Annotated in this window: 12 protein-coding genes; all 12 read left to right on the top strand. The window is 39.0% G+C overall.

What is annotated here, in order from left to right:
• The first annotated feature begins 21 nt into the window (after nucleotides 1–21).
• The gene (gene fliO, locus ABXH06_RS00940; RefSeq protein ID WP_353516988.1) at nucleotides 22–534 is read left to right on the top strand and encodes a flagellar biosynthetic protein FliO; all 513 of its coding nucleotides are present in this window, start codon (nucleotides 22–24) and stop codon (nucleotides 532–534) included.
• Between the two features lie 147 nt (nucleotides 535–681).
• Complete coding sequence (gene fliP / locus ABXH06_RS00935) at nucleotides 682–1,362, top strand: flagellar type III secretion system pore protein FliP (protein ID WP_311578900.1); 681 nt, start codon at nucleotides 682–684, stop codon at nucleotides 1,360–1,362.
• Entirely contained in the window at nucleotides 1,362–1,631 is a 270-nt protein-coding gene (gene fliQ / locus ABXH06_RS00930; protein WP_311577908.1) for a flagellar biosynthesis protein FliQ, read from the top strand. Before fliP ends, fliQ begins: the two co-directional genes overlap by 1 nt.
• Before the next feature lie 16 nt (nucleotides 1,632–1,647).
• Complete coding sequence (gene fliR, locus ABXH06_RS00925; protein ID WP_353516987.1) at nucleotides 1,648–2,430, top strand: flagellar biosynthetic protein FliR; 783 nt, start codon at nucleotides 1,648–1,650, stop codon at nucleotides 2,428–2,430.
• Complete coding sequence (gene flhB, locus ABXH06_RS00920; RefSeq protein ID WP_311577904.1) at nucleotides 2,430–3,560, top strand: flagellar biosynthesis protein FlhB; 1,131 nt, start codon at nucleotides 2,430–2,432, stop codon at nucleotides 3,558–3,560. The genes fliR and flhB overlap by 1 nt, the downstream gene beginning before the upstream one ends.
• Nucleotides 3,561–3,654: 94 nt before the next feature.
• Complete coding sequence (gene flhA, locus ABXH06_RS00915; protein ID WP_311577901.1) at nucleotides 3,655–5,757, top strand: flagellar biosynthesis protein FlhA; 2,103 nt, start codon at nucleotides 3,655–3,657, stop codon at nucleotides 5,755–5,757.
• 65 nt (nucleotides 5,758–5,822) lie between these two features.
• Nucleotides 5,823–7,355, top strand: coding sequence for a flagellar biosynthesis GTPase FlhF (gene flhF, locus ABXH06_RS00910; RefSeq protein WP_353516986.1), 1,533 nt, complete (start codon nucleotides 5,823–5,825; stop codon nucleotides 7,353–7,355).
• Nucleotides 7,356–7,398: 43 nt separating this feature from the next.
• Nucleotides 7,399–8,241: a MinD/ParA family protein gene (locus ABXH06_RS00905; protein WP_311577896.1), complete on the top strand. Its 843-nt coding sequence runs from the start codon at nucleotides 7,399–7,401 to the stop codon at nucleotides 8,239–8,241.
• Between the two features lie 18 nt (nucleotides 8,242–8,259).
• Entirely contained in the window at nucleotides 8,260–8,979 is a 720-nt protein-coding gene (locus tag ABXH06_RS00900) for an RNA polymerase sigma factor FliA (RefSeq protein WP_311577893.1), read from the top strand.
• Nucleotides 8,980–9,042: 63 nt separating this feature from the next.
• A complete protein-coding gene (cheY, locus tag ABXH06_RS00895) occupies nucleotides 9,043–9,426 on the top strand; it encodes a chemotaxis response regulator CheY (RefSeq protein WP_303448718.1) in 384 nt (127 codons plus the stop codon).
• Between the two features lie 30 nt (nucleotides 9,427–9,456).
• Nucleotides 9,457–10,200, top strand: coding sequence for a protein phosphatase CheZ (locus ABXH06_RS00890; protein ID WP_311577887.1), 744 nt, complete (start codon nucleotides 9,457–9,459; stop codon nucleotides 10,198–10,200).
• A gap of 13 nt (nucleotides 10,201–10,213) precedes the next feature.
• Nucleotides 10,214–12,325 carry a chemotaxis protein CheA gene (locus ABXH06_RS00885; RefSeq protein ID WP_353516985.1) on the top strand — a complete coding sequence of 704 codons (2,112 nt, stop codon included), beginning with the start codon at nucleotides 10,214–10,216 and terminating at the stop codon, nucleotides 12,323–12,325.
• Nucleotides 12,326–12,356 lie beyond the last annotated feature (31 nt).

Raw genomic sequence — 12,356 nt, 5'->3', positions numbered from 1 at the left:
CAGCTAATAGCATCAATAATTATGAAGGGGTTGGCGATTAAACGTACTCAATTTAAAATAACCTTGTTTACTCTTTTGGCCGCTTCTATGAATGTTTTTGCGCAAGAAGAAACGGTTGAGGTTGGTAAACACGCGAATCCTAATTTGGATGCTATGAGTATGGTGCTTTCTTTACTTATGGTATTAGCGTTAATTGTCATAAGTGCGTGGGTATTGAAAAAGTTTAATCTCGCGAATAAATCGGTATCAGGCATGCAAGTGATCTCAAGTTTGCCTTTAGGACATAAAGAAAAGTTAGTCGTTGTTCAAATTGCAGAAGAACAATTATTGTTAGGCGTTAGTAGCCAGCAAATTAATTTAATAAAAACGTTAGATAAACCGTTGGCAATCAACACTCCGATTACTTCTGATTTAAGTCAAACATTGAATCGGTTTATGGCCAAAAAAGCAGGTAGTCAAACAACAGAACAACCTTCCCCGCAAAAAAATACTGCCAATAAACAAGCAGAAAATAATGCTTCATCGAGTGTCTAGTAACTAGGGCTAATCATCATTATGTTAAATAAAGTATTCCCAAAAAGCGTTAACAGCAAAAATATTACGCCAATTCATTTGGTTTACTTTATTGTCATTGTAAGCTTTTTGTTTTTGTCTTCAGCGCATGCTGCGGATGATTTATCCATGTCAGCTTTAAAGCTCACTACAAACCCTGATGGCTCACAAGAATACTCAGTTACCTTACAAATATTGATCTTTATGACCGCGTTGGGCTTTATACCTGCAGCGGTCATTATGATGACTTCGTTCACTCGAATTGTCGTGGTAATGTCCATATTACGACAAGCGTTTGGCTTGCAACAAACGCCGTCAAACCAAGTGATTATTGGCCTTACTTTGTTCATGACACTTTTTATTATGACACCGGTATATAATAAAATTAATGAAACCGCCATTCAGCCGTATTTGGCGGATCAAATGACGTCTGTTCAAGCAATCGACTCAGCTAAAGTACCACTGCGGGCTTTTATGCTAGAGCAAACCCGGTTAAAAGATTTAGATACTTTGGCGCAAATGGCAGGTATTACTAGTGTGGATAAACCAACAGATTTACCCATGACAGTGATCATTCCTGCCTTTGTCATCAGTGAATTAAAGACGGCATTTCAAATTGGCTTTATGTTATTTATTCCTTTTTTGATTATTGATCTGGTGGTCGCGAGTATTTTGATGGCGATGGGGATGATGATGTTATCCCCAATGATAGTTTCTTTGCCGTTTAAATTGATGCTATTTGTGTTAATTGACGGTTGGAACCTCGTGATTGGCACAATTGCAACCAGTTACGGTATGGGAGTCACGTAATGAGCCCAGAGGTCTTTGTTGATATTCTACGGGATGCACTTTTCTTAGTCATAGTATTAGTTAGTGCCGTGATAGTGCCGAGTTTAATTGTTGGTTTAATTGTTGCCGTCTTTCAAGCTGCCACTTCAATTAACGAGCAAACCTTAAGTTTTTTACCTCGTTTAATCGTTACCTTATTAGCCTTAATACTAGGAGGACATTGGTTAGTTCAAAAGTTGATGGATTATGCCATACGATTAATCTCGAGCATTCCTAGTGTTGTAAGTTGAGAAGTGAACTTAGCTGATGGAATTTTCAGAAGCCGTTATCAACCAATATCTCGCTGATTTTTTACTGCCGTTATCGCGTGTTTCAGCATTAATTATGTCGATGATGGGCTTTGGTGCGAAAGCAATCCCTCGTAATATCAAAATTTATCTGTCGATTGCGATCACTGTCGCTATTATGCCAGCTATTCCGCCAACCAGTATTGAAGCCTTATTTTCTTTTCAGACGGTGATATTAGTTGCTGAACAAACCATTATTGGTGTCATGTTGGGGTTAATGACCATTATGGTGGTGAATACATTTACCATGGCTGGCCAAATTATCGCCATGCAAACTGGTTTAGGTTTTGCGTCTTTGGTCGATCCTGCCAGTGGTATGAATGTTCCCGCTGTTGGTCAATTTTTTCTGATCCTTTCAACCTTACTTTTTTGGGTGATGGATGGTCATCTTGCTTACTTGCATTTTGTTGTTGCTAGTTTTGAAACTATGCCTATTCCCATGGAAAGTTTTAACTCGATGAAGTTTAAAGAGTTGGTTGAATGGGGCGGCTGGATGTTTGCCACCGCACTTTCTTTATCTATGGCACCACTGACGGCCATGTTATTGATTAACTTTTCATTTGGTATTATGACAAGAGCCGCACCACAACTGAATATTTTTGCTATTGGTTTTCCCATCACTATGTGTTCAGGCTTATTAATTATGTGGTTGACTATGGGGAATTTTCTGACCCATTTTGAAGCTCAGTGGCAGCGAGCGCTTGATTTTAGCTGTTACCTTATTGATTGTGAGGCACCGTAATGGCCGAGTCTGATAGTGGTGAAAAAACCGAAGAACCCACCGCGAAAAAAATGGCCGATGCGAGGAAAAAAGGCCAGATAGCTCGCTCTAAAGATCTCGGTACTATGTTTGTGTTAGTTGGCAGCGCCATTTCTTTGATGCTAATGGGGGATTCGCTGGTTGAAAGCCTTTCACATGTCATGAAAAATCAATTTAGTTTGACCCGTGAAGAAATCATGGATGTCAATGCGTTATTTGGCGAAGTGAGAAAAAATGTTTCTTTAATTTTTACCCCGTTGGCGTGGATTTTTGCCATTGTAATGCTGGCGGGTTTTATTGGAAATACTATGCTAGGTGGTATTAGTTGGTCATGGGAAGCCATGTCACCAAAAGCCAGTCGAATGTCTCCCATTGCTGGTTTTAAAAGGATGTTTGGCCTAAAAGCCTATGTTGAATTATTTAAATCATTATTGAAATTTTTTGTTGTTTTTTTCTCGGCCTATTTGCTGTTAACGAGTTTATTTGAACAAATATTATCTTTAAGTATTGAGGCTATTCCATTTAATTTTGCACATGCAGTCGATTTATTACTTTGGATGTTTTTAGCGCTTGCATTGTCTTTGGTGATAATCGTCATTGTTGATGCGCCATATCAAACTTGGTCTCATAATAAAGAGCTAAAAATGTCTAAACAAGAAGTGAAAGACGAACATAAAAGCTCGGAAGGTAGCCCAGAAAACAAAGGTAGGATCAAGCGTACTCAATATGAATTGTCGCAACGTCGTATGATGGCTGAAGTCCCTAATTCTGATGTTGTGATCACTAACCCTACGCATTTTTCCGTAGCTTTAAAATATGATGCTGAACAAGGAGGGGCGCCGCAGTTAGTGGCGAAAGGTGTGGATGAAATGGCAATTCATATTCGTACCATTGCCAAAGAGCATGGCGTTGAAATTATAGCATCGCCAGCACTTGCTCGTTCCTTGTATTATACCGCTGAGGTGAATGAGGACATTCCTGAAGAATTGTTTGGCGCAGTTGCTCAAGTACTTGCTTTTATTTTTCAATTAAATGCGCATAAAAGAGGCAAAGCGAATAGACCCATTCCGCTTGCTAAAAACCTACCGATCCCAGACGATTTCAAATATTAATTTCTTACTACGATAAGCTTTTAACTCTTCCCGTTACTTTTGGTATAACTATTGCTCTGCCAAGGTATGTGTCAAAAATTTATCATGTAATTAAATGCAACTAGTCGCTCATTTAAATCAAATAAAACAAAAAAAGTTTAGCTTTCTGTCAGGGCTGGGAACACCGTTATTAGTCATGGCGACCTTAGGTATGGTGATTTTACCTATGCCGGCTTTTTTACTCGATATTCTTTTTTCTTTTAATATCGCGTTATCTTTAGTGGTGTTATTAATTACAGTTTACACCCTTAAACCTTTAGAGTTTGGCTCATTTCCAGCGGTATTATTGATCGCGACTATCTTACGACTGGCTTTAAATGTTGCTAGTACCCGTGTTGTTTTATTAGAAGGGCATGAAGGTCCCGATGCCGCAGGTAAAGTTATCGAGGCGTTTGGCTCAGTGGTTATCGGTGGTAACTACGCGGTTGGTTTAGTGGTGTTTATTATCCTGATCATTATCAACTTTGTTGTTGTGACAAAAGGGGCTGGCAGAATTGCAGAAGTAACAGCCCGTTTTACCTTAGATGCAATGCCTGGCAAACAAATGGCGATTGATGCTGACTTAAACGCAGGATTTATTAATGCGGATCAAGCGCGAGAGCGTCGTATTGAAATCACCAATGAAGCGGACTTTTATGGCTCGATGGATGGTGCAAGTAAATTTGTTAAAGGGGATGCAATAGCTGGCATTTTAATTCTTTTTATCAATATTGTTGGTGGGTTAGTCATTGGCATGATCCAACATGATTTGAATTTTGATAGTGCGGTGGAAATTTATACGTTACTGACCATAGGTGATGGCTTAGTCGCCCAAATTCCGGGATTATTGTTGTCTGTTGGTACTGCGATTGTTGTGACTCGACAAAATACGAGTGAAGACATGGGCTCGCAAGTGAGTGGACAACTAGGTCAAGAAAAGTCTTTATATATAGCTGCTAGTGTGATGTTTATCATGGGAATAGTGCCTGGTATGCCACATGTTGCCTTTTTGTTGTTTGCAGTTCTGATTGCCGGCGGTGCTTTTTTCAGTAGTAAATTTAAAGCGGCAAAAGCTATAGATCTGGAAAAACAAAAAGAAGCGGCTCAAATAGAAACGAAGCAACAAGAAGCGGAAGTAAAAGACTTAGGTTGGGATGATGTTAACCATGTTGATATAGTTGGCTTGGAAATCGGATATCGCTTGATCCCATTAGTAGATAAATCACAAGGTGGTGAGTTGCTTAATCGCATCAAAGGGGTGAGGAAAAAACTGTCTCAAGAATTTGGTTTCCTCGTTCCCGCGGTGCATATTCGTGATAATTTAGATTTAGATCCTAACACCTATCAAATCTCCTTAATGGGCGTCACTGTTGGGGAAGCGGAAATAAGACATGATCATGATTTAGCGATTAATCCTGGTCAGGTTTATGGAAAATTAGAGGGGATTGCGACGAAAGATCCCGCCTTTGGTTTAGACGCCGTGTGGATCACGCAATCACAACGTGAACAAGCACAAGCGCTTGGTTATACCGTGGTTGATTCTGCAACTGTCTTAGCGACACATTTAAGTCAAATCCTCACTAATAATGCTTCACAATTATTAGGGCATGAAGAAGTACAAAATATTTTAGATATTTTAGGGAAAAATTACCCTAAATTAGTCGAAGGATTAATTCCGGATATCTTAAGTTTAGGCACTATAGTTAAAGTGTTACAAAACTTAATGAATGAAGGTGTTGCAATTCGTGATATGAGAAGCATTATTCAAACCCTTGTTGAATACGGAGGTAAGAGTCAAGATCCAGAAGTATTAACCGCTGCCGTGCGAATTACTTTACGTAAATTTATCGTTCAAGAGTTAGTGGGTCCTGATGTTGAAGTGCCTGTCATAACTTTGTCACCAGAGTTGGAACAAATGTTGCACCAGTCAATGCAAATGGCAGGTGATGATGGCGCCGGTATTGAACCAGGCTTAGCTGAACGACTACAAACCTCTTTAACTGACGGAGCACAACAACAAGAATTGGCAGGAAATACCCCAATATTGTTGACCTCAGGAATTTTAAGAACGGTCTTAGCTAAGTTTGTTAAATATACTATTCCTAGTTTAAGAGTTATCTCTTATCAGGAAATACCAGATGACAAGCAAATCAAGATTGTTAGTTCGATTGGCCAGTAATCACCTGTAAAGCAAAAGTATTGGTAAATGACTATAGCCGTTAAGTATTCGGTAAGGGGTTTTTCGTGAAAATTAGACGTTTTGTAGCAAAAGATATGAGAACGGCATTAGAACAAATCAAACACGAATTAGGTGTTGATGCCGTCATTATGTCAAATAAAAAAATTCCTGAAGGTGTCGAATTAATGGCGGCAGTTGATTACAGTCAGCAAACCCCAGCACCTGCAAGCGAAAAGGCTAACAATCAAGAAAGTACTTCTACTCAGGCATCCATGGAATCAAGAGATGTTGAAAATGACGTGGTGTCACTGTCGTCTAGTAAAAATTTAAAACAGCCTATACCTAACGAACAAAACTCTGCAGGGGGTGTTGATAGTTTATCGGCATTGCTTCAACGTAAAGTACAACGTGAACAAGCTAGTCAACAAGCAAAGCCTCAATCTAACCTCGCGCAACAAGACATAGAACAACAGCTAAAAAGTTTCACTGATAGATTGGAACAAGGTTCGCTTTATACATCCAATAATTCAGAAAAACAGATCACTAGCGAACCTGTAAACAATCAACATAATTTTACCCAAAATGAACAACAGGCTAATGAACCCTTAGAAAATCATCAAGCGTCAGGGATCAGTCCATCAAGTAAAAATAATCGTGTAGATATTGGCGCGTCGGAAGAAGTTGAAAAGATGCGTAAAGAAATGGCGTCTATCAGAGAATTACTTGAGCACCAAGTATCAGGGTTAATGTGGCAAGATATGGCGAAAAAAGATCCTTGCAAAGCCTTGATGGTCAACCGTTTATTAAATATTGGCATTAATGATCAAGTTGCGGATCAAATCTCAAGCGCAATTCCTGTTCACAATAATGAAGAACAAGCGTGGGAGACGGCGAAAGAATTATTAGCTCAACAATTAAACACCACTAACAATGATATTATTCATCGTGGTGGCGTGGTTTCATTAGTGGGACCTACGGGGGTGGGTAAAACCACCACTATCGCTAAATTAGCGGCAAGATTTGCTCAAATTCATGGCGCGGACAAAGTGGCTATGATCTCAACAGACAGTTACCGAATTGCCGGTTTTGAACAACTTTCTACTTACGGACGTATTATTGGTTGCCAAGTAAAGCTAGCTAAAGATGCAAAAGCGTTAGATACTCTATTAGAGCAATATGCTGATAAAAAACTAGTTTTAATTGATACTGCAGGAATGGGGCAACGAGATATGCGTCTTTCTGAACATTTAACCGCATTAATGGCAAATTCTCGTGTTAGAATTCGTAATTATTTAGTGCTGGCTGCGAATACGCAACAGCGTGTGATGCAAGAAAATGTGGAACGATTTAAAAAAGTACCATTAGCGGGTGCTATTTATACTAAACTTGATGAAAGTCTAAGTATTGGCGAAATCATTGCAACTTCTATTCAAAATGGATTAGCAATAGGTTATCTTACTGATGGACAAAGAGTTCCTGAAGATATTAAAGTTGCAAATGCTGAAAAGTTAGTTACGCTTGCAGATAGATTAGCAACAAAAGTAAATTGCCAAAATTCATGGCGGCCAATGCCAACAAGTCATGCAGTGAGTATGTAAACAATATCGACGCAGATATTGAGCAAAATAGAGAAAAAAATTAATGATAGATCAGGCGAGTGGCTTACGAAAAATGCAAGAAAATCATCAAATAAAAGTCATAGCAGTTTCTGGTGGTAAAGGTGGGGTAGGCAAAACCAATGTTTCATTAAATACGTCAATTGCCATGGCGCAATTGGGGAAAAGGGTTTTAGTCTTAGATGCTGATTTAGGCCTCGCCAATGTCGATGTAATGCTAGGTTTAAGAGTTCAACGTAATCTCTCACATGTATTATCAGGTGAATGTGAGCTTGATGATATTATTTTAAAAGGCCCTGCTGGAATCAATATTATTCCTGCTACCTCGGGCACTCAATCTATGGTGGATTTAACCCCGTCAGAACACGCTGGTTTAATTCGTGCTTTTAGTGATATGCGAACGCAATTTGACGTGTTAGTTGTTGATACCGCAGCAGGTATATCAGATATGGTGCTAAGTTTTACTCGTGCCGCACAAGATGTATTATTGGTGGTGTGTGATGAACCAACGTCAATCACTGACTGTTACGCATTAATGAAACTACTTAGTCGTGATCACGATGTCTTTAAATTTAAAGTTGTGGCAAATATGGTGAGAAGTCCAAAAGAAGGCCAACAACTTTTTGCTAAACTTTCCAAGGTATCTGACCGATTTTTAGATGTCGCTTTGGATTTAGTTGGCGTAATCCCTTTCGATGAAAATATCAGAAAATCAGTAAGAAAGCAGCAAGCAATTGTTGAGGCGTTTCCAGACTCACCTGCCGCTAAAGCCTTTAAAGCATTAGCGAGTAAAATTACTAAATGGCCAATTCCCCATCACCCATCTGGCCATCTTGAATTTTTCATTGAGCAGTTATTAGAAAACTAGTCAAAAGAGTAGACTACTTTGGTAAAAGCTAATACTTATAATGTTCACATTGATAAAAGCGCATTGCTTGAACAGCATACCGTTTTAGTCAAACGTATTGCCTATCACTTATTGGCAAGACTCCCCTCTAGTGTCATCGTTGATGACCTTATTCAGTCAGGCATGATTGGCTTACTTGAAGCGGCAAATAATTTCGATTCTAGCAAAGGCGCAAGCTTTGAAACTTTCGCTGGTATACGGATCCGCGGTGCCATGTTAGATGAAATACGCCGCGGTGACTGGACTCCTCGTTCGGTTCATAAAAATAGCCGAATGGTGAGTGAAGCGATAAAAGCCTTAGAAGCACAACTTGGTCGTGATGTAACAGATATTGAAGTTGCTGAAAAACTTGATATTTCGCTCAATGAGTACCATCATATTCTTAGTGAGGTAAGTTCGGGTAAAATAATAGGAATTGATGACCTCGGCGTGAGTGAAGATGTCATTCAATCATTTGAAGATAAAAACAATCATGACCCCTATGAGGACATAGAACAAATTATCTTTAAAAAAGCGCTTTCTGAATGCATTACTACTTTACCCGAGAGAGAAGCTTTAGTACTGTCACTATACTATGATGAAGAATTGAATTTACGCGAAATTGGCCAAGTTCTCGATGTGAGTGAATCAAGAGTTAGTCAAATTCATAGTCAAGCATTACATAGATTAAAAGCTCGTATGCAATCTTGGCAAAGTTAAGTACAATATATACCAGTAGTTTTTTAGATTTAAAAATTTTGAATGATCTCCCTGGAGGGTGCCTTGGATAAAAATATGAAAGTGCTTGTTGTTGATGATTTTTCAACAATGAGACGTATAGTTAAAAATTTATTGCGTGATTTAGGGTTCACTAACATTCAAGAAGCTGATGATGGTAGTACTGCATTACCTATGCTTAAAGAAGGTGAATTTGATTTTGTAGTAACTGATTGGAACATGCCTGGAATGCAAGGTATAGACCTTCTCAAAGCGATTCGCGCTGATGAAAAGTTACTTCATATACCTGTATTGATGGTAACCGCTGAAGCGAAAAAAGAGCAGATTGTTATGGCAGCCCAAGCGGGTGTTAATGGCTATATTGTTAAACCATTTACCGCAGCAACGTTAAAAACTAAGCTTGATAAAATTTTTGAACGCTTAGGATAATTGGCACTCTCTGTCAGGTAAGGATGTTGCATGAGTAAAGATAATGGTGTGCATGTTTCTTTGGAACAAGCGAAAATGCTTGTTGAATACATAGAAACAGGGCAGCAAGATAAAGCGGACGACTTAATCGCTGAAATTCAGAATCCTATCAACACTGAATTATTTGCTGAAATAGGCAAGTTAACGCGACAACTTCATGATTCTCTTATGAATTTTCAAGTTGATTCTCGCTTGAACGATCTTGCTAATGCTGATATTCCAGATGCTAAAGAGCGACTAAATTACGTTATTACTCGCACAGAAGAGGCGGCTAATAAAACGATGGATGCCGTAGAATCAATCTTTCCGGTCGTTGATAATATTCAAGCGCAAGTTAAAGCAGTGAACCCGCTCTGGGATAAATTAATGAACAATGATTTATCGGTGACCGAGTTTAAAGTGCTATGTAAAGACATAGATGCGTTATTAAAAACGACAGACCGCGATACTGCACATATGCATGCATTGATGACCGATGTATTAATGGCGCAAGATTTCCAAGATCTTACCGGACAAGTGATTCGTAAGGTTATCGACTTAGTAAGAGAAGTTGAAGATAGTTTAATTAATATGTTAACAGCCTTTGGTATTTCTTCTGGTGAGGCTGATGAATCAGCTAAACCTAAAGTAGGTGAGAACCTAGTTGAAGGTCCAATTGTTAATGCAAAAGAAAGAGATGACGTGGTCGCTGACCAAGATGACGTTGATGATCTTTTATCTAGTTTAGGTTTTTAATAGGAGTTGCTGGATGTCTTATGAAGCGGATGAAGAAATTCTTCAGGATTTTTTAATCGAAGCTGGTGAAATACTTGAAAGTTTATCTGAGCAACTTGTAGAACTAGAAAATGATCCTGACAATGCCGATTTACTTAATGCGATTTTTAGGGGATTTCATACCGTTAAAGGTGGCGCGGGATTTTTAGCCTTAACTGAACTTGTCGATGTTTGTCATGGTGCTGAAAATATTTTCGATTTGCTTCGCAATGGTCAACGTTCAGTTTCATCGGATTTAATGGATGTTATTTTACAAGCATTAGATACGATTAATGAGATGTTTGCTTTGGTACAAGCAAGAGAAGAACTGGTTGCCGCAGATGCAGAATTACTTGCAGAATTGCATCGATTAAGTACACCTGAAGGTGCAGAGCCAGAAGTTGCAAGTGAGCCAGAACCTGTGGCAGAAGTAGAAACACCAGCAGCAACCGACTCTTCCTCAAATGATGAAATGAGTGAAGATGAATTTGAACGTCTTTTAGATGAATTACATGGTGGCTCTCCGACCGCTTCTGCCGCAAAACCTGCACCAGTTTCAAGCGATAGTAATGAAATTTCAGACGATGAGTTTGAAAATTTACTTGATGAATTACATGGCCAAGGCGCATTTTCTCCTGATATTGAGAGTAAAAACACGCCGGCAAAGTCTTCTAATGAAATTGATGATGATGAATTTGAAAGCTTACTTGATGAATTGCATGGTCAAGGTAAAGCTCCGCAAAATACGACAAAACCATCTGCCCCTAAGCCAGTTGAAAAACCTGTAGCAGCAAAACCAACCCCAGCAGCAAAACCAGCTCCGGCCGCTAAACCAGCTCCGGCAGCTAAACCAGCTCCGGCAAAAGCGCCAGCTAAAAAAGCCGCAGATAAAAAAGCTGCTCCAGCTGCACCACAGGGCGAAACAACGGTTCGTGTTGATACTCAACGTCTAGACCAAATTATGAATATGGTAGGTGAACTAGTGTTAGTGAGAAATCGCTTAACTAGTTTAGGAATGACCAAAGAAGACGAAGACTTAACCAAAGCGGTTTCCAATTTAGATGCCGTTACTACAGACCTTCAAGGGGCTGTAATGAAAACTCGTATGCAACCGATTAAAAAGGTCTTTGGACGTTTTCCGCGCGTTGTACGTGATTTAGCGAGAAGTTTAAATAAAGAAATTAAATTAATTCTCGAAGGCGAAGAAACCGATTTAGATAAAAACTTAGTGGAGGCTTTAGCGGATCCATTAGTGCATTTAGTTAGAAACTCTGTTGATCATGGTATTGAAGAGCCCGATCGAAGAGAAGCTACTGGTAAACCTCGAGAAGGGACAGTTGTGTTATCAGCATCGCAGGAAGGTGATCATATCTTATTAACCATTAGAGATGACGGTGCCGGCATGAATGCTGAAAAATTAAAAGAAATTGCTATTGAAAGGGGCGTTTTAGATGCCGATGCTGCCAATAGAATGTCTGACTCAGATGCGTTTAATCTAATTTTTGCCCCTGGCTTTTCAACGAAAACAGAAATTTCAGAAGTTTCTGGTCGTGGCGTTGGTATGGATGTGGTTAAAACAAAAATCACCCAATTAAACGGTACTGTAAATATTGACTCTGAAATGGGTGTAGGTACGGTTTTAGAGATTAAAGTTCCATTAACATTAGCGATTTTACCTACTTTGATGGTGGTTGTTGGCGAGCAAACTTTTGCTTTACCGCTCGCTGGAGTGAATGAAATATTCCATTTAGATTTAACCAATACTAATTTAGTTGATGGTCAATTAACCATTATTGTTCGAGAAAAAGCTATTCCATTGTTTTATTTAGATCAATGGTTAGTGAAAGGCTGTGATGATAAACCTAAAGATAAAGGGCATGTTGTTATTGTTCAGTTAGGCGCACAACAAATCGGTTTTGTTGTTGATAGCTTAATTGGTCAAGAAGAAGTTGTGATTAAACCTTTAGATAGACTTTTACATGGCACTCCTGGCATGGCTGGTGCAACAATTACAAGTGATGGTGGTATTGCGCTTATTATTGATGTGCCTAGTATGCTGAAGTATTACGCAAAAAAATCCATCGTAAATAAAAAATTGCGTTCATAATTGCTGATAAAGCAAGTTTAAAGAGATGATA

The sequence above is a fragment of the Thalassotalea sp. SU-HH00458 genome (genome assembly GCF_040362795.1).
GTDB classification, from domain to species: domain Bacteria; phylum Pseudomonadota; class Gammaproteobacteria; order Enterobacterales; family Alteromonadaceae; genus Thalassotalea_H; species Thalassotalea_H castellviae.
The sequence above is the reverse complement of the archived record's forward strand: the minus strand, read 5'-3'. Positions and strand labels throughout refer to the sequence as shown.

What these genes read in the sequence shown, in the direction of transcription:
- fliO (WP_353516988.1), top strand. Translation starts at nt 22, where the DNA reads ATGAAGGGGTTGGCGATTAAACGTACTCAATTTAAAATAACCTTGTTT.
- fliP (WP_311578900.1), top strand. Translation starts at nt 682, where the DNA reads ATGTCAGCTTTAAAGCTCACTACAAACCCTGATGGCTCACAAGAATAC.
- fliQ (WP_311577908.1), top strand. Translation starts at nt 1,362, where the DNA reads ATGAGCCCAGAGGTCTTTGTTGATATTCTACGGGATGCACTTTTCTTA.
- fliR (WP_353516987.1), top strand. Translation starts at nt 1,648, where the DNA reads ATGGAATTTTCAGAAGCCGTTATCAACCAATATCTCGCTGATTTTTTA.
- flhB (WP_311577904.1), top strand. Translation starts at nt 2,430, where the DNA reads ATGGCCGAGTCTGATAGTGGTGAAAAAACCGAAGAACCCACCGCGAAA.
- flhA (WP_311577901.1), top strand. Translation starts at nt 3,655, where the DNA reads ATGCAACTAGTCGCTCATTTAAATCAAATAAAACAAAAAAAGTTTAGC.
- ABXH06_RS00905 (WP_311577896.1), top strand. Translation starts at nt 7,399, where the DNA reads ATGATAGATCAGGCGAGTGGCTTACGAAAAATGCAAGAAAATCATCAA.
- ABXH06_RS00890 (WP_311577887.1), top strand. Translation starts at nt 9,457, where the DNA reads ATGAGTAAAGATAATGGTGTGCATGTTTCTTTGGAACAAGCGAAAATG.
- ABXH06_RS00885 (WP_353516985.1), top strand. Translation starts at nt 10,214, where the DNA reads ATGTCTTATGAAGCGGATGAAGAAATTCTTCAGGATTTTTTAATCGAA.